This is a genomic window from Streptomyces sp. NPDC027663 (genome assembly GCF_055566415.1).
The window spans coordinates 796,560-813,928 of the sequence record NZ_JBVHSK010000003.1; the positions used below are offsets into that span (position 1 = coordinate 796,560).

The following is a 17,369-nucleotide window of genomic DNA, read 5'->3' on the forward strand; positions in this document are numbered from 1 at the left end:
AACGCCACCCCGTGCGGGAGCGCCACAGCGCGGACCGAAATTCAGCCCAAGGGATCCGGCACCGGAAAACCGGCCGATTCCGCCGCCGTCGGGTATGCAGGACCCATGACGGACGACCAGGACCCTCCGGCGGATGTCGCGGGGCTGCTGCTCGCGGCCGGCGGGGGCAGACGGCTCGGCGGGCGGCCCAAGGCGCTGCTGACGCACCGGGGGCGCCCCCTGGTGGAACACGCGGCCGCAGTGCTGCGCGCGGCCGGCTGCGGGCGGATCCATGTCGTCCTCGGCGCCCGCGCGGACGAGGTGAGGGAGCGCGCCGAGCTGTCCGGCTGCGTACTCGTGGACAACCCGGACTGGGCCGAGGGCATGGGCTCCTCGCTGTGCGCGGGGCTGGCCTCGCTCGCCGGCACGGGCGCCCGCGCGGCCCTGGTGAGCCTGGTCGACCAGCCCGGCATCGGGCCCGCCGCGGTGGCCCGGGTGCTCGGTGCGTACGAGGACGAGAAATCGCTGGTCTGCGCCGCCTACGACGGACTGCGCGGGCATCCGGTGCTGCTCGGCGCGGCCCACTGGGCAGGGATCGCGGAGACGGCCACCGGGGACCGGGGGGCGCGGGCCTACCTGTCGGGGCACGCGAGCAGGATCCGGCTCGTGGAGTGCGGGGACGTCGCCGAACCCTACGACATCGACACCGAGGCCGACTTGAGCCACCTTGAGTGAACGGGGTGGCACTGGGCGCCACCTTGCCTCGACTCAGAGAATCTCGACATCAACAAACCATTGAAGTTCCACAATGAGGAAACTACTATCCACTGTTCAGAAGCGCCTGCCCGCACAGTCGGCGCTCACTGTCCCATTCGTGCCACTTGGCACCCGGTGCCACCGCTGAAGGAAGTGACAGCTCATGTCCGCACCAGCGCCGTCCCCGCTGGCCATCGTCGACGCCGAGCCCCTGCCCCGGCAGGAAGAGGTCCTCACGGACGCGGCGCTCGCCTTCGTGGCGGAGCTGCACCGGCGGTTCACCCCGCGCCGTGACGAACTCCTCGCCCGCCGGGCCGAGCGCCGCGCCGAGATCGCCCGCACCTCCACGCTCGACTTCCTGCCCGAGACGGCCGCTGTCCGCGCGGACGACTCCTGGCGGGTCGCCCCGGCCCCGGCCGCGCTGAACGACCGGCGCGTCGAGATCACCGGCCCCACCGACCGCAAGATGACCATCAACGCGCTCAACTCGGGCGCGCGGGTCTGGCTCGCCGACTTCGAGGACGCCTCCGCGCCCACCTGGGAGAACGTGGTCCTCGGCCAGGTCAACCTGATCGACGCCTACACCCGGAACATCGACTTCACCGACGAGCGCACCGGCAAGTCGTACGCCCTGCGGCCGAACGAGGAGCTGGCGACGGTCGTCATGCGCCCGCGCGGCTGGCACCTGAACGAGCGCCACCTCGTCGACGCGGACGGCACCCAGGTGCCCGGCGCCTTCGTCGACTTCGGCCTGTACTTCTTCCACAACGCCCAGCGGCTGCTGGACCTCGGCAAGGGCCCGTACTTCTACCTGCCCAAGACGGAATCCCACCTCGAGGCCCGGCTGTGGAACGAGGTGTTCGTCTTCGCGCAGGAATACGTCGGCATCCCGCAGGGCACCGTCCGCGCCACCGTCCTCATCGAGACCATCACGGCCGCGTACGAGATGGAGGAGATCCTCTACGAACTGCGTGACCACGCCGCGGGGCTGAACGCAGGCCGCTGGGACTACCTGTTCTCCATCGTGAAGAACTTCCGTGACGGCGGCGCGAAGTTCGTCCTCCCGGACCGCAACGCCGTCACGATGACCGCACCCTTCATGCGGGCCTACACCGAACTCCTCGTCCGCACCTGCCACAAGCGCGGCGCGCACGCGATCGGCGGCATGGCGGCCTTCATCCCGTCCCGCAGGGACGCCGAGGTCAACAAGGTGGCCTTCGAGAAGGTCCGCGCCGACAAGGACCGTGAGGCGAACGACGGTTTCGACGGCTCCTGGGTCGCCCACCCCGACCTGGTGCCGATCGCCATGGAGTCCTTCGACAAGGTCCTCGGCGACAAGCCGAACCAGAAGGACCGGCTGCGCGAGGACGTGCACGTCGAGGCCGCCGACCTGATCGCGATCGACTCGCTGGACGCGAAGCCGACCTACCACGGCCTGGTCAACGCCGTCCAGGTCGGCATCCGTTACATCGAGGCCTGGCTGCGCGGGCTCGGCGCCGTCGCCATCTTCAACCTGATGGAGGACGCGGCCACCGCCGAGATCTCCCGCTCCCAGATCTGGCAGTGGATCAACGCGGGCGTCGAGTTCGAGAACGGGGACCGGGCCACGCCGGAGCTGGCCCGCAAGGTCGCCGCGGAGGAACTCGACGCCATCCGCAAGGAGATCGGCGAGCAGGCGTTCACGGCCGGCCACTGGCAGGAGGCGCACGACCTGCTGCTCCAGGTGTCCCTGGACGAGAACTACGCCGACTTCCTCACCCTGCCGGCGTACCAGCAGCTGGGCGGCTGACCGGCGCTCACTGCGAGCGGTCCGAGTGGCCCAGGGGCTTTCCCGGGGCCACTCGGTCGCGTACGAGCCGCTTCACCGCCGTCGGCTCCGGGAAGCCCTGCTCCCGGCGGTCCCACACCACCTCGCCGTTGACGCGGACGACGAAGACACCGCCCGTGCCCGGCTTCAGCGACAGCTCGGTCAGCTCGGCCTCGAAGGTGGTCAGCAGTTCCTGCGCCAGCCAGGTGGCACGCGGCAGCCACCGGCACTGGGTGCAGTACTCGATCTGGACCGTCTGGCTCATCCCGGGTGCACCGACCAATCCTGTTCCACCGTCGGCTTGCCGTGCAGGTCGGGGACCCGCTTCAGCCAGTCCGGACGGCCCGCCCGTGTCTTCGCCGCGCGGGCGGCCTCCTCGGCCGCGAGTTCCTCACGGCTCGGGAAATCGGTGGGCAGCCACTGGGGCGAGAGCCGGACGCGGTCCAGGAGGTAGCCGACGTAGGCGTCCCGGACGTCGTCGGGAGTGGCGAATCCGGCGTCCTCGGCCAGCCAGGCGTCCGGCACCTCGGCGACGATGCCGCGCAGCAGCTCCTCCGTGACGCGGGGCGCGAGTTCGGCGTCGGCGGCGCGCAGGTCGGGGCCGTAGTGGCCGAGGGCGTGGTGGCGGAAGTCGTACTTCCTGCCGGGGGTCGTGGTGTCCCAGCGGTGGTGGAAGACGAGGGCGGCGCCGTGGTCGATGAGCCACAGCCGCGGGGGCGCGGTGCCGAGCGTGGGCCAGACCATCAGGTTGGAGCTGTGGACCGTACGGTCGACGTTGGCGGTCAGCGCGTCCAGCCAGACGATCCGCCCGGCCTCGACCGGGTCCACCGGGAACGACCTGGCGATCTTCGGCGTGAAGTCCCGGGCGCCCGGCAGATAGTCCATGCCGAGGTTGAGGCCCGCGCTGGCGCTGTGCAGGTCGCGCACCTCCTGATGCGGCTCTGCGTCGGCGATGGCGGGGTCGAAGTGGACGAGGACGAGTTCCGGGAAGCGCAGGCCGAGCGCGCGGGCGAGCTCACCGACGATCACCTCGGCGACCAGCGCCTTGTGTCCCTGCGCCGAGCCGGTGAACTTCACGACGTACGTTCCCAGGTCATCGGCCTCGACGACTCCGGGCACGGAGCCGCCGGACCGCAGGGGCTCCACGTAGCGGGTGGCGGTGACCTCGGGCAGCATCCTCTCAGGCTATATGCGGATCACCGCAGGGTCCGGGCGGCGTAGTCGCCCCCGGCCTCCGGGGGACAGGCACCAGGGGGCTGATGTGACATCCCTCACGCAGGGGTCGGCTACTAACCAAGCGGACTAGTAGACGCGCCGCCGACGACATATGGGATTTGTCCGTCTTGGTCGGGGCAGCGGGGAGCCTTCGCTCGCAGGTGCGCCGCCTGCTCACCCTCCGCCCGCATTCCCCGCAAGAGCGGCGTTCCTGATGGGCCGACAGCAAACAGCAAACGTCGCGGACGCGAAGACGACAGGTCCTTGCGTGTCTGGCAAGGGGCGTGGGTACCTACGAAGCCCGATAGTGGACGAGCCCTTTGCGCTCCCTGTGAAGGGGTCCTGAGAATGAGCGCCCGGCGATCACCGAATGAGGGTTCACGCATGGGCAAGCATCGCAAGACGCAGCACTACCGGCGCATAGTCATCGCCACCGTCGCCATCGGCGCCGTCGGCGTACCGTCCGTCGCCCTGGCCTGTTCCGACTGGCCGTCCGCCACGGACGACCCGGCAACCGTCGCCGCGACGAGCACGCCCACGGCACCGTGGCACCACGGCCACCGCCAGCACCGCCATCACCACCGCAACGGTGATGTCACGCACGCGCCGCGGCCCACCGCGCCGGCCGCGCCGAGGGCAACCGCTCACCCGAGCGCCGGGAAGAAGACCGCGGCCCCCGAGCCCCGGCGGACCACCGTGCCCCGCACGCCCGCGGCCCCCACCGCTCCGTCCACGGCCCCTGCCGCGCCGAGCACCCCGAAGCCCACCGCCACCGCGTCCGGCGTCACCGCTCGCATCGTGCAGCTCGTCAACGCCGAACGCGCCAAGGCGGGGTGCCAGGCCCTGACTCCGAACGCCGACCTGACCAAGGCCGCGCAGGCGCACAGCGCGGACATGGCGGCCCACCGGAACATGTCGCACACCGGATCCGACGGCTCCTCCCCCGGCGACCGCATCACGCGCGCCGGCTACACCTGGAGCAGCTACGGCGAGAACGTCGCCTACGGCTACACCACCGCGGAAGAGGTCATGGCGGGCTGGATGTCCAGCCCGGGACACCGGGCCAACATCCTCAACTGCGGGTTCAAGGAGATCGGCGTCGGTCTCGCACAGCCCGGCAGCTACTGGACCCAGGACTTCGGCACCGCCCGGTGATCCGAGCGGGTCAGGCCCCTGCCAGCGGGTTCGGCAGGGGCAGATAGCGGGCGTCCGCGCCGTCCGCGCCGGTCCAGCGCAGCAGCAGGTTGGTCTTGCCCGGCAGGGTGGGCGCGCTGAGCAGGGCGGGGATCTCGGGCAGGTCGTGCCGGGCGAGTTCACGCCGGACGGCCGGCCAGGGGTCCAGACCCGGCCGGTGCTCCGCGAGGGCGGCGGCGATCTCGGTGAGGTGGTTGACGACCAGGCAGTACACCAGCCGCTCCCAGCCGGCGGCACGCGGCACGTCCGGCAGCAGCTTGACGCCCTCCGAGTCCCGGAACAGGGCCTGCACGGGCATGCCGGCCCCGTCCACGGCGACGAGGGTGTTCTGCAGATGGGCCTCCACGACAACCCCGTGGTCGTGGAAGGCGGTCAGGGCGGGCGGTACGACCTGCCGCAGATACGCCTCCCACCAGCCCTCCGGGTCGGCCGTGGCGGACAGCGGGCTGCCGTCGAAGCCTTCGGCGAGGCCCGCGGCGAGCAACGGGGTGGCACCGGGCAGCAGATGGCCGCGCAAACCGTCCCGGACGAGCACGGCCAGCTCCTCGAAGGCGAAGGCCGCAGTGCGGTAGCCGCGGTCGCTCAGCCAGGCCGCGGGCGGTCCCATCGCCGCGAAGGCGTGCCCGGCCGCGATGTCGGTGCGGCGCAGCCTGCGCAGGTCGTGACGCCACAGCCGGCGGACGTCGTTGGTGATCCGGACGTCCAGGCTGAACTTCAGGAACAGGTCCCGGCGCGGCTCGTACACCGTGCGGATCGCCGCCGTGGGCCAGGTGTCGAACGCGGTCGTGCCGAGCCGCAGCAGACGGCCGTCGGCGAACGCGGGGGCGAGGTCGCGGGCGACGAGGTCGAGCTGCCAGGGGTGGGCCGGCAGCAGCCGGTAGCCGGGCGGGGCCGTGCCCAGGGCGTCCAGGGCGGTGGTGTCGCCCTCCTCGGTGACCTGGTCCTCGCGGACGGCGAGCAGCACCAACGCGAAGCGGGCATGGGCCTCGGGTGCGTACGGCAGCCAGGACGCGACCGGGCCGCCGCCGCGCGCCTTGGGCGCCGGGTGGCAGGGGTGGCCGGTGAGCAGGGACTGCTCGGAGCGCAGATACGGGTCCGCGGGGGCCGTGGCCCGCTCACGGGCGGTGAGCAGGGCGGCGATCGCGTCCCGGCTGTCGATCATCTCGGCGGGCAGGTCGCCGCCGGGCAGTCCGGTGTGCCGGCGCAACTCCTCGGCGACCAGTTTGACCAGTTCCGAGTGGCCGATCCGGCGCCAGGCCCCGGCCGCACACACCTCGGGCTCCGCGGGGCGCCGCCCGGCACGCACCCGCAGCAGGCGGCCGCCCGGCAGCCGGTGGACGCGCCGGTCACCGACGTCCGGGAGCGGCTCGGCCACCTCCCGCAGCAGACAGTTGAGCAGGGACGCTGCCGCATAGGCGTCGGCGCGCCGGCCGGCCTCGGCGGTGGGGGGTGTGAGGTCCACGCGTTCCATTCGTCCGTCGTCCAGGGGCCCGCTGTCGTCCCTGCGCGCGCCGGGTGCGCCGCGCGGGAGCCGGTGATGATCAGTATGGCTGTCGTCCCCGGCAGTCACCGACAATCGTGCCGTGCCCGCGTACCCGAGGAGCCGACCGTGCACCGTCCCACCATCGCCGAGGCCGAGATCACCGAGGAGCTGGCCACCGTCCGGCCCGGCCTGCTGCCCCGGTACGTGGCGGAGCTCCCGGGTGCCCGCGCCGCCGTGCTGACCCGGTTGTGGCGGGCGCTGGCCCATGAGCCGCTGCCATGGCTCGCCGGCCGGGTGCGCGGGGCGCACGGCCTGGCGCTGCGCCTGGGCGACGGCCGGACCCTGCACGGCCCGCACGCGGACCCGTACGCCACGAGCGCGTACGTCACCGCCGTCCGCCTCGACCGGGAACGCCACGACGATCCGGCGCGCCTGATGGCCGCCCTCGGGGTGCCGCACGCGGCCTCCTTCGCGGCCGAACTCGCGCACAGTGTGGCCTCGCTGGCGCTGTCCCGGGCGGGCTCGGATCACTCGAAGGAGTGGCCGGATGAGGACTGGGAGTGGGAGCAGCGGGTGGTCGACGGGCATCCGTTCCACCCCAACTGCCGTTCCCGGCCCGGGTTCTCGGTGGCGGACCAGCTGGCGTACGGCCCCGAGCACGGGCCGGTGGTGGACCTGGGCACGGTGCCGGTGCCGGCGGCCGAGTGCCTGGTGTCCGGTGACTGGCCGACGGAACTGCGGGCGGGCGGGCGGCTGTTGGTGCCGGTGCACCCGTGGCAGGCCGCGCATGTGCTCGGACGGCCCTACGACACCTGGCGCCCGGCCCGGCCGCTGATGTCCCTGCGTACCCTGGCGCTGCCCGGCGGCCCGCACGTGAAGACCGCGCTGAGCGCCCGGCTGACCTCGTCGGTACGGGACATCTCCGGCTACTCGGTGCGGGCCGCGGCGACCCTGTCCGCCTTCGCCGAGGACCTGGCGGCGCGCACCGACGGCCTGCTGCACGTCACCCGCACGCTCGGAGCGGTCACGGCCCACTCCCCCGCCCTGGCCGCGCTGCTGCGGGAGTCGCCGGAGGTGTACGCGGCACCGGGTGAACGCGTGCTGCCGGTGGCCGCGCTCGCCACCACGGCCCTGCCCGAGTCGCCCGCCTGGCTGGCCTCGTTCACCCGGCTGGCGCTCACCGTGGGCCTGCGCCTGCTGGACCTCGGCGTGGCCCTGGAGGCCCACGGCCAGAACCTTCTGGTCGTCCTGTCGGCCGACGGCGCTCCGCTGCGCCTGGTCTACCGCGACCTGGCCGACATCCGGATCAGCCCCGCCCGCCTGTCCCGCCACGGCATCCCCGCGCCCGCCCTCACCGGCCGCCTGGTCACGGACGACGAAACGACGCTGCGGCGCAAGCTGTTCGGCTCCCTGGTGGCAGGTGCCCTGGCCGCCACGGCGGGCTCGGGCCCGGCCCTGGCCACAGCGCTCCGAACCACCCTGCCCGCCTTGCCGCACACCCCCGACCTGGCATCCCTGTACGACACCCCGGTACCGACGAAGGCCCTGACCCTGATGCGCCTCTCCCCCGACCGGACCGGAGACCTCTGGACGACGCTGCCCCATCCCTGCGCGACGCTTTTTCCGACTGCTGACTGATTTTGCGTCATATCAGCAGTCCTGAAATCGCGTTGGCGTCAGCATGACCGTCCGCAGGGTGTACCTCTGGGAGGTCAGCCCGGACACGAGAGCCTTGAGGGCAGCAGATGACTGACGTCGACAGCAGTGACAGCCTGATGACGCCGATACAGCCGGAACAGCTGGAACCGGGGGCCGTGATCGCGCAGTCGCTGGACAACCAGTGGGTCCCCGCACAGCTCACCAAGGACATGATCGAGCGCGGTCAGTCCCTGGACCAGGTCGGTCGCCGGCGCGTCCGGGAGGTGCGGGCCGAGTACTTCCGCGGCCTCATCAACGCCAGCCAAGTCGTGGTCAACCGCGCCTACTTCTACAACAACGACGCGATCAGCCGCGACCTGGTCGAAGAGGGGGAGGCTCGCGCGGCGCATCGAAGGCTTCTCGCCTCGGGAGCGATCGTCCCCTTCCTCCTGGGCGAGCGGCACCCGGCCGAGGAGCCGCCCGGCCATCTCCACCTGCGGCGTGAAGGCTTCACCGCCTGGCAGGAGACGCTGGCGGGCCTGGCGGCCGGCGACCGGGTGCGCTGTGTCCGTATGTCGTGGGACGACTCCGCGGGCGACCAGGAGAACCGGGACCGCACCCGGATGCGGCTCTACCAGCCCTTCACCGAAAAGGTCCAGGGGCTCACCGCCAAGGACATCGACATCCTCGCCGCCCACGTCGGCGTCGCCCGCGAGGACGCCGACCGGTTCGGCGAGCGGCTGGGCGAGGTGGTCGGTTTCAGCAACGGCCTCAGCGTCCGCAGACAGCCGGTCGTGCGCAACACCCTGTACGAGGAGTTCGTCTCCGTCCCGGGGACGAACGTGGCGGAGGGCAGATACGACCGCGGCAAGCCCTTCGCGGCGGAGATCAAGCAGCTCCTGGATCTGATCTACAACGTCAACCTGGCCGACGCCCTGGGGCGTTACCCGCTCACTCCGGTCGGCAGCCTGCGGCGCGTGGTGCTGCAGGAGGCCCGCGAGGCCAGGGCCGCCACGGTGGGAGTCGTCCAGGATCCGGAGCAGTTGCTGACGTTCCTGCGACGGCAGACCTTCGCCGCCGTTCAGGACCGTCTGACGCCGGAGGCGGTGAACGCCCTGACCCTGCACGACATCTGGCGGCTGCGGCAGACCCCCGCCTGGAACGCCTACATCCAGGCGTTCGGCGAGCTGACCGCCGCTCCGGAGGCGTTCCACGACGGCGTCGGACGGGTCTTCGACGGCTACGTCCGGCTCAACGCGGAGATCCTCAAGCTGGCGCGGGAGCGCCGACAGGCCCGGCCCACGGCGTGGCGTCCGGTGGTCGAGGTCGTCGTCACGGTGGGCGCGGCCGTGTTCACCGCCGTCAGCGGCAACGACGTCTGGGAAGTGGCCGGTTCGATCCTGCCGCTCACGGTGAGCGGCTCGCTGACCGGTTCGGTGCAGCTGGTGCTGCGCAACCGCATGGCCGGACGGCAGGAACAGAGGTTCGCCCGCGAGATCGCCACCGTACGACTGGCGAGTGAACGAGAATGGGCACAGTTCCACGACCTGGTGCGGCGCCTGCCGGGCTACCGGGACGCCGCGGGTACGGCCCCGACGGGCACGGCCTCGGCGACCACCCAGGACAACGAAGACCTGCCGGAATACTGACGAGCCGGAGAACGCCCTTGCACAGCCTGCCGAGTCCCCGATGAACCGGTACGAGGCCCTTCGCCGGGACGCCCCCGAGTGGTTTCGCGACGATCCCGAGGGGATCCGGATCCTCACGGATGCGTCACAGATCCGCGCGGCCCGGCGCCAGGTGACCACGGCTCGCGACAGTGGCCGCGGCGGACCGTTCGGGGCCCTGTGGGCGCGGGTGCGGGCCGCGCTGCGACCGGTCCCGGTGGGTGTGGTGTCGGCCGGACGTCACCTGTGGTACCTGCGTGATCCGGTGCGCTTCCCGGACGGCCGCCTGGGTCTGTACGACCGTATCCTGCCGCCCCCGGGCTCCTCGCCCGGCGTGGTGATCCTGCCGCTGCTCGGCCCCGAGGGGCGGGTGGTGCTGATCGAGCACTACCGGCACGCCACCCGGAGCCGGCACTGGGAGGTGGTGCGTGGCTTCGGGCAGCCGGGTGCCACGGCGACGGAGAACGTCACCCGGGAGTTGCGGGAGGAGATCGCCGCCACCCCGACCGCGGTGATACCCCTCGGCGAGATGCACCCGGACACCGGCCTGCTGGCCCACAAGGTCGCCCTCTACGCGGTGCGTGTCGACGGCATCGGTGAGGTCGAGAAGGGCGAGGGGATCCACCGGGCGATCACCGTGACGGCGGCCGAGGCGGAGGAGATGGCGGCCGACGGGCGGATCACCGACGGCTTCTCCCTCGCCGCGCTGTACCGGGCGCGTATCGCGGGCCTGTTCGGACCGGGGACGCCGGACGTGTCCGGGGCCGGGGCGCCGGACGGGGGCACCTGAGCGCGACCGGGCGGCCGGCGGAGACGGTGACCCGGCATTTTGGAGTCTGGCCCGTCTGATCAATAGGATCCGCCGATGATCAGAAGACAACGGCTGGCAGCGGGAGTCTGCGCTCTGCTCGCCGCCCTGACGGCAGGGATCGCGTTCCCGGCCGGAGCGGTCGCCGACGAGACGGACCAGGCCGCTCCGAAGGTCGAACTGGTGCTGGACGTCAGCGGTTCCATGCGCGCCCGCGACATCGACGGCGGCACCCGGATGGCCGCGGCGAAACAGGCGTTCAACGAGGTGCTGGACGCCACCCCGGAGGAGGTCCAGCTCGGCATCCGGACGCTGGGCGCCAACTACCACGGCAACGACCGCAAGGAAGGCTGCAAGGACACCGAGCAGCTCTACCCGGTCGGCCCGCTCAACCGGACCGACGCCAAGACGGCCGTGGCCACGCTGGCGCCGACCGGCTGGACCCCGATCGGGCCCGCGCTGCTGAAGGCCGCGGACGACCTGAACGGCGGTTCCGGCACCCGCCGTATCGTCCTGATCAGTGACGGCGAGGACACCTGCCAGCCGCTCGACCCGTGCGAGGTGGCCCGGGAGATAGCCGCCAAGGGCATCGGGCTGACCATCGACACCCTCGGCCTGGTGCCGGACGCCAAGACGCGCGACCAGCTCAGCTGCATCGCGGACGCGACCGGCGGCACCTACACCGACGTACGGCACAAGGAAGAACTGTCCGACCGGGTCGGCGAGCTGGTCGACCGGGCGGCCGATCCGGTGGTCACGCCGGTGGCCACCGAGGGCGCGGACAGCTGCGAGAAGGCTCCGGCCCTGAAGTCCGGGCTGTACACCGACCGGGCCGAGTTCGGGCAGCAGCGCTGGTACAAGGTGGACGTCGAGCCCGGCCAGGAACTGCGCGCCTCGGTGAGCGTGGCGGACGACCGGGCCGTCAGCCCGAACCACGGTGTGCTGCTGCGGGCGGTGACGGTGCACGGCCGGGAGATCGTGCGCGGCGAGGCCGCCGGCACCGGCCGTACGGACGTCATCTCCACCGGTCTGCGCTACCCGAAGGCGGACAGCGACGACGACACGGCCGCCGCGGAGACGGTGTGCCTGCAGGTCGCCAGCTCCTTCTCGGCCGCGGCCGGGGTGAAGACCAAGCCCGGTCTGCCGCTGGAGCTGACCGTGGACGTCGTGGACGGGCCCTCCGGGCACCATGACGTGGCCGCCTTCGGGCTCGGCCGCGGCTGGTGGCTGCTGGGTGCCCTGGTGCTGATCGGCTTCCTGGCGGGTCTGCTGTGGGGCTGGCTGTCGCGTTGGCGGGTCGCCGTCTGGAGGACGAACTGATGCGTATCACACGTGTGCTGGGCGCCGCACTGCTGGCGCTGGGACTGGCCGCCGGACCGGCCGCCGCCGACTCCTCGCCCTCCCCGAGCGCCTCCGGCGACGACAGGGCGCCCACCCGGGCGGGCACCTCGTTCCGTACGGCGACGGAGATCGAGCAGGGGCAGAAGGCCACCGCGTCCGGATCCACGGGCGACTACCTGTACTGGTCGTTCCCCGCGGACACCGGGCAGCGCCCCACCGTCAGGGCGACGGTGAAGCTCCCTGACACGCACGGCTCCGAGACGTGGCAGCTCGACGTGTACGACGGGCTGCGGCGCCGGCAGGCCTGCCAGTACGGAGCCGCGACCCGCACCGCCGCGCAGGGCACCGGCTCGGTCGAGCTGGCCTGTGTGCTGCGTACGGTGCGCGGCTGGGCGGAGCCGTGGGCCACCGACCCGCTGCCGGGCACGTACTACGTCCGGCTGACGGTGGTCGACCTCGCCGCCGCCGACCTCGGCCAGCCGGTGAGTGCCGAGGTGCGTGCCGGATCCAAGGACATCGGCGGCGCCGCTGCCGTGGACGGGTCGCTGGGCAAGCCGCTCGTTCCCGGGATCGCCGTCAAGTCCGCGACGGACGAGGACGGTTCCAAGGGCGCGGTGCTGTCCAGTTTCGGCTCGGACGACGGCTGGTCGTCCGGGTGGTGGTCCGACCGGTGGGTGTGGACCGGGATCGGAGCCGTGCTCGCTGCGCTCGCCGGGATCGGGGGGTATGCGCTGACGCGGGGGTCCGGACGGCCGTCGTAGCGTGAAGGCCCGCCTGCCGGCGGGCCTTCGCCTTTTCCCGCCCGGGCGGGCTGGAAGGCCGAGGCCGTGGTGGGTGGGTTCAGGCGTTGCGCAGGGACTTCGCGATCGGGCTCTCGCCCGTCACCGTCAGACGGCCGTCCCGGATCGCCTCCGGCAGGTCCGCTTCGCCTCGTGCCACGGCCTCGGAGGTGTCCGCGTCCATCGTCAGCCGTGCGTCGGCCTCGTGGGGGGCGGGGCCGTCGGTGTAGGCCGGGCCGCTCCCGGCGCCGACGTGCAGGTGGAAGTGGCCTTCTTCGAGGCTCACTTCGACGGTTCCCTCGCCTTCGAGGGACCGCAGCAGCGGCAGGGCGAACCAGTGGGCGCGGACCGCGTCGGTGGGCCTGCGGTCGCCCAGCTCGGCCTCGCCCCATTTCCCGAGCGCCTGCAGAACGGGCAGCAACTCACGCCCGCGGGGCGTGAGTTCGTACACGTAGGCGGCGCCGGGCGGGGGCAGCCGGCGGCGGGTCGTGAGGCCGTCGCGTTCCATGTCCTTCAGCCGTGAGGCGAGCACGTCCGTGCTCACGCCGGGCAGGTCCGCGTGCAGGTCCGTGTAGCGGCGGGGTCCCGCGAGCAGCTCCCGGACGATCAGCAGGGTCCAGCGGTCGCCGACGAGGTCGAGGGCGCGGGCTGCGGAGCAGTACTGGTCGTAGCTTCGGCGAGGTGGCATGCGACGCAGTCTAGACATGTTGTTGGACTTTCCAAGCTCTCACTTGGTAAAACCAAGTAACACGAGTTCCCGGAGGGGTGCATGGAGTTCCGGCAGTCCAACAAGCTCAGCGAGGTGTGCTACGAGATCCGTGGCCCGGTGATCGAGCACGCCAACGCACTGGAGGAGGCGGGGCACAGCGTGCTGCGCCTGAACACCGGCAACCCCGCGGCCTTCGGCTTCGAGGCGCCCGAGGAGATCCTCCAGGACATGATCCGGATGCTGCCGCAGGCGCACGGCTACACGGACTCCCGTGGGGTCCTCTCCGCCCGCCGCGCGGTGGCCCAGCGCTACCAGGCCCTCGGCCTGGCGGTGGACGTCGACGACGTGTTCCTCGGCAACGGCGTATCGGAGCTGGTCTCGATGGCCGTACAGGCGCTGGTCGAGGACGGCGACGAGATCCTCGTCCCCGCACCGGACTTCCCGCTGTGGACGGCCGTCACGACCCTCGCCGGCGGCAAGGCGGTGCACTACCTGTGCGACGAACAGGCCGACTGGAACCCGGACCTGGCCGACATGGCGTCGAAGATCACCGACCGCACCAAGGCCGTGGTCATCATCAACCCCAACAACCCGACCGGCGCGGTCTATCCGAAGGAGGTCGTGGAGGGCATCCTCGACCTGGCCCGCCGGCACGGGCTGATGGTGTTCGCCGACGAGATCTACGACCAGATCCTGTACGACGACGCCGTCCACCACTCGGCCGCGGCGCTCGCCCCCGACCTGGTGGTGCTCACCTTCTGCGGGCTGTCGAAGACCTACCGGGTGGCCGGCTTCCGGTCCGGCTGGCTGGTGGTCACCGGTCCCAAACAGCACGCCCGGGACTACCTGGAGGGCCTGACCATGCTGGCCTCCATGCGGCTGTGCGCCAACGCGCCCGCCCAGTACGCCATCCAGGCCGCGCTCGGCGGACGCCAGTCCATCCGCGAACTGACCCTGCCCGGCGGCCGGCTGCACGAACAGCGGAACGTGGCCTGGGAGAAGCTGAACGAGATCGAGGGCGTGTCCTGCGTCAAGCCCAAGGGCGCGCTGTACGCGTTCCCGCGCATCGACCCCAAGGTCCACGCGATCCACGACGACGAGAAGTTCGTCCTGGATTTGCTGCTGCGCGAGAAGATCCAGGTCGTCCAGGGCACCGGCTTCAACTGGCCCTCCCCCGACCACTTCCGCATCCTGACCCTGCCGCACGCGGACGACCTGGAGGCGGCGATCGGCCGGATCGGCAGGTTCCTCGGCGGGTACCGGCAGTAGCACCTCCGGCCCGTGTGGCCCGTTTCGCTCATCCGTGCGAAGATCACCCGGCAACGACCGGGGGCTGCGCGCGGAACGGGCCCCGCAGGCCGCCGGTGCGCGCCCGACCAGCGCCGCACCGCCCGCCCCCCTGGTCCGTTTCCGGCACATCACGCAGACCATGCAGATCAGGGGGATCACCAGTGTTCTCGTACGGACAACGCCGCACGGCCGTCGCCGTGTTGTGCGCGGCGCTGCTCGGCCTCGCGGCCCCGGCCGCACGGGCCGACGCGCCCGCGCCGTCCGGGTCCTCGACCACACCCTCGGCCGGGCAGGAGGCACGGCAGGCCGCGCAGTTCTGGACCGCGCAGCGCATGGCCGACGCCCGGCCGCTGGACGCGGTGCGGGACACACCGTCGGCGCCGGGGGCGTCGGCCGCGGCGGCGGCCCGGCCCAAGGGCACGATGTTCAAGGGAACACGGCTGGTCGGCACGTTCTTCGGTTCGGACGGGCCGCGCGGCACCACCTGGCACTGCACCGGCAGCGTGATCGACACACGGGCCCGCGACATCGTGCTCACCGCCGCCCACTGCGCGCTGAACATGAAGGGCGACTACATCTTCGTCCCGAAGTTCGTGAAGGGCGCGGCCCCCGACCGGCAGCCGTACGGCATCTTCCACATCCAGCGGGTCTTCATCGACCCCCGGTACGTGCCCGACCGCGGCTCCACGACCACCAAGAAGGCCGCGTCCGACCTGGACACCGCGTTCGCCCGGGTCTCGGCCAACCAGCAGGGCAAGTCCCTCCAGGACGCCGTGGGCGGCGGACTGACCTTCACCCGGCCCTCCGGCTACGCCCACCGAGGCGTCACCGTCGTCGGCTACCCCTCCCACCGGCACAACAGCGCCGGGCGCGCCGTCAAGTGCACGGTGCCCACGAAGCAACTGCGCGGCTACCGGCAGATGTCGATGACCTGCGGCGGCTACTACGGCGGGGTCTCCGGCAGCCCCTGGATCACCGACTACAAGGACGACGCCCGCACCGGACACGTCATCGGCAACCTCGGCGGCTACAACGGCGGCGGCAACGACGCCAACGTGGACTACATCAGCTACGCCACCACGTTCGGCGCCGAAGCCGCCGACCTCCTCGCGAACGCAGTCGCCGACCAGGCCCCGCCCGCCGACCTGCCGCCGTACCGGGGGCTGAAGGGCACCCTGCCCGGCGGCGCGGCACGCTGGCGCAAGGCCACGCTCACGGCGTCCGGTGACTACACCGGCGACCGGCGCGGCGATCTGCTCGTCGTCTGGGCCGACGGCGCCGTCACCCTGTACCCCGGGGACGGCAGGGGCGGATTCGGGGCCGAGAAGCAGCTGCGGAAGGCCAACTCCACCTGGACGCACGCCCAAACCGTCGCCGGGGGCGCCTTCGCGGGCAGCACCCGGTCCGGACTGCTGGTGCGCTGGTCCGACGGCGAGGTCACCCTCTACCCGCAGCCCGGCCCGTCCGGCCTGGGCCGCGAGATCCGGATGGCCCGGCCCGGTTCCGCCTGGAAGAACGCCGTCCAGTTCACCACCGGGCCGTTCGCGGACGACCAGGGCACCGGCCTGCTGGTGCGCCGGTCCGACGGCTCGCTCACCCTGTACACCGGGGTCGGCGCCGGCGGCTTCGGCACCGGCACCCAGCTGCTCGCGGCGAACGGCACCTGGACCAAGGCGGCCCTGCTGACCGGCGGCGACTTCGGTGACACGGCCGCCGGGGACCTGTTCGTGCGCTGGCCGGACGGCTCCCTCGACACCTACACCGGCACCTCCGCCGCGGGGCTCGGCACCAAAGCCCGGGTGCGCGGCCCGAACAGCCTGTGGAAGCACGCCCAGGTGATGACCGCCGGCGGCTTCCGCTCCGGCCGCCGCGCCGACGACCTGGTCGTCCGCTGGTCCGACGGCGAGACCACGCTGTACGCCGGCACCGGCGCCAAGTCCCTCGGCACCGAGTACACGCTGGTCCACCCCGGCACCTGACCGCACCGGGCGGCCGTACCGTCAGCGCGCTCGCCGCGCCGTCCGGGCCGCACACGGCGGCGCGAGGACGAGGGCCAGGATCGCCCCTCCGGTACGGCGGACCAGCGCGCGCCGCCCGCCGTCGAGCGCGGGCGGGTCGAGGGCGAGGATGCGGATGCGGCAGGGCGCCTCGCCGGCCGGGCTGCGCCGCTCCGCCTTCACTGCGGCCTCCTTCAACGCCCAGGCGGCGGCGAGGAGTTCGGGCCGTCCGGTGACGAGGGCCCGCTCCTGCCGGAGCAGTACGTGGTCCGCCGCCCGGTGCACCGCCGCCGCCGAGGACGTCTCGCACAGGTCCACGCCGACCGGTTCCCGGGACACGGCCGCCGCGACATGGTGCGCCGTGCGGCTGAGGGAGACGTGCGGTCCGGGCACCGTACCGCCGCTCCGGCCGGCGGCGACGCTCACGCACGGGCTGCCGTCCTCGCGGGGCAGGATCTCCACCGCACCCGCCGGCGCCCCGGTCACCGCGGCCACCAGGCTCTTGGCGAGCAGCCGGCCGGCGGCCCACCCGGCCTGCCGCCACGGCTGGAGCCGGTGAAAGACCTGCCGTTCGGCCGGGGTCAGCAGCGGCAGCGGCGACCAGGAGGGCGCCCGGTCGAGGGTGTCACGGCGGGCCACGACCAGGGCGGCGGCGCCCCAACGGTGGACTGTCCCCGCCGAGATCGCGGGGAAGGCGCTGTGCACG

Annotated in this window: 15 protein-coding genes; 10 read left to right on the forward strand and 5 right to left on the reverse strand. The window is 72.4% G+C overall.

Features of this window, described 5'->3' with window-relative positions:
• Nucleotides 1-105 precede the first annotated feature (105 nt).
• On the forward strand, nt 106-714 hold the full coding sequence (locus tag ACZ4SF_RS13015) for a nucleotidyltransferase family protein (RefSeq protein WP_468382302.1): 609 nt from the start codon (nt 106-108) through the stop codon (nt 712-714).
• Nucleotides 715-898: 184 nt separating this feature from the next.
• Nucleotides 899-2,524 carry a malate synthase A gene (gene aceB, locus ACZ4SF_RS13020; RefSeq protein ID WP_468382305.1) on the forward strand — a complete coding sequence of 542 codons (1,626 nt, stop codon included), beginning with the start codon at nt 899-901 and terminating at the stop codon, nt 2,522-2,524.
• 7 nt (nt 2,525-2,531) lie between these two features.
• Here the strand turns inward: aceB and ACZ4SF_RS13025 are convergent, their stop codons facing one another.
• On the reverse strand, nt 2,532-2,807 hold the full coding sequence (locus ACZ4SF_RS13025) for an Rdx family protein (protein WP_468382308.1): 276 nt from the start codon (nt 2,805-2,807) through the stop codon (nt 2,532-2,534).
• Nucleotides 2,804-3,718 (reverse strand): HipA family kinase, encoded by a 915-nt coding sequence (locus ACZ4SF_RS13030; protein ID WP_468382311.1) that lies wholly within the window; start codon nt 3,716-3,718, stop codon nt 2,804-2,806. Before ACZ4SF_RS13030 ends, ACZ4SF_RS13025 begins: the two co-directional genes overlap by 4 nt.
• Nucleotides 3,719-4,141: 423 nt before the next feature.
• Between ACZ4SF_RS13030 and ACZ4SF_RS13035 the strand changes: the two genes are divergently transcribed.
• Complete coding sequence (locus ACZ4SF_RS13035; RefSeq protein ID WP_468382314.1) at nt 4,142-4,912, forward strand: CAP domain-containing protein; 771 nt, start codon at nt 4,142-4,144, stop codon at nt 4,910-4,912.
• Nucleotides 4,913-4,922: 10 nt separating this feature from the next.
• On the opposite strand, the gene ACZ4SF_RS13040 is transcribed toward ACZ4SF_RS13035, so the two are convergent.
• Nucleotides 4,923-6,422, reverse strand: coding sequence for an IucA/IucC family protein (locus ACZ4SF_RS13040; RefSeq protein WP_468382317.1), 1,500 nt, complete (start codon nt 6,420-6,422; stop codon nt 4,923-4,925).
• Nucleotides 6,423-6,560: 138 nt separating this feature from the next.
• Between ACZ4SF_RS13040 and ACZ4SF_RS13045 the strand changes: the two genes are divergently transcribed.
• The 5 genes from ACZ4SF_RS13045 (at nt 6,561) to ACZ4SF_RS13065 (ending at nt 12,649) form a co-directional block, all read left to right on the forward strand.
• Complete coding sequence (locus tag ACZ4SF_RS13045; protein ID WP_468382320.1) at nt 6,561-8,072, forward strand: IucA/IucC family protein; 1,512 nt, start codon at nt 6,561-6,563, stop codon at nt 8,070-8,072.
• A 107-nt stretch (nt 8,073-8,179) separates the two neighbouring features.
• Nucleotides 8,180-9,721: a hypothetical protein gene (locus ACZ4SF_RS13050; protein ID WP_468382323.1), complete on the forward strand. Its 1,542-nt coding sequence runs from the start codon at nt 8,180-8,182 to the stop codon at nt 9,719-9,721.
• 40 nt (nt 9,722-9,761) lie between these two features.
• Entirely contained in the window at nt 9,762-10,529 is a 768-nt protein-coding gene (locus tag ACZ4SF_RS13055; RefSeq protein ID WP_468382326.1) for an NUDIX hydrolase, read from the forward strand.
• A gap of 75 nt (nt 10,530-10,604) precedes the next feature.
• Nucleotides 10,605-11,867, forward strand: coding sequence for a VWA domain-containing protein (locus tag ACZ4SF_RS13060; protein WP_468382330.1), 1,263 nt, complete (start codon nt 10,605-10,607; stop codon nt 11,865-11,867).
• On the forward strand, nt 11,867-12,649 hold the full coding sequence (locus tag ACZ4SF_RS13065) for a hypothetical protein (RefSeq protein WP_468382333.1): 783 nt from the start codon (nt 11,867-11,869) through the stop codon (nt 12,647-12,649). Before ACZ4SF_RS13060 ends, ACZ4SF_RS13065 begins: the two co-directional genes overlap by 1 nt.
• Before the next feature lie 79 nt (nt 12,650-12,728).
• Here ACZ4SF_RS13065 and ACZ4SF_RS13070 read toward each other — a convergent pair whose 3' ends face one another.
• The gene (locus ACZ4SF_RS13070; protein WP_468382336.1) at nt 12,729-13,355 is read right to left on the reverse strand and encodes a winged helix-turn-helix transcriptional regulator; all 627 of its coding nucleotides are present in this window, start codon (nt 13,353-13,355) and stop codon (nt 12,729-12,731) included.
• A gap of 81 nt (nt 13,356-13,436) precedes the next feature.
• Here ACZ4SF_RS13070 and ACZ4SF_RS13075 point away from each other — a divergent pair, with 81 nt between their 5' ends.
• Entirely contained in the window at nt 13,437-14,645 is a 1,209-nt protein-coding gene (locus ACZ4SF_RS13075; RefSeq protein WP_468382339.1) for a pyridoxal phosphate-dependent aminotransferase, read from the forward strand.
• A gap of 182 nt (nt 14,646-14,827) precedes the next feature.
• Nucleotides 14,828-16,645 carry a trypsin-like serine peptidase gene (locus ACZ4SF_RS13080; RefSeq protein ID WP_468382342.1) on the forward strand — a complete coding sequence of 606 codons (1,818 nt, stop codon included), beginning with the start codon at nt 14,828-14,830 and terminating at the stop codon, nt 16,643-16,645.
• 21 nt (nt 16,646-16,666) lie between these two features.
• On the opposite strand, the gene ACZ4SF_RS13085 is transcribed toward ACZ4SF_RS13080, so the two are convergent.
• Entirely contained in the window at nt 16,667-17,368 is a 702-nt protein-coding gene (locus tag ACZ4SF_RS13085) for a 4'-phosphopantetheinyl transferase family protein (protein ID WP_468382345.1), read from the reverse strand.
• Between the last annotated feature and the right edge of the window lies 1 nt (nt 17,369).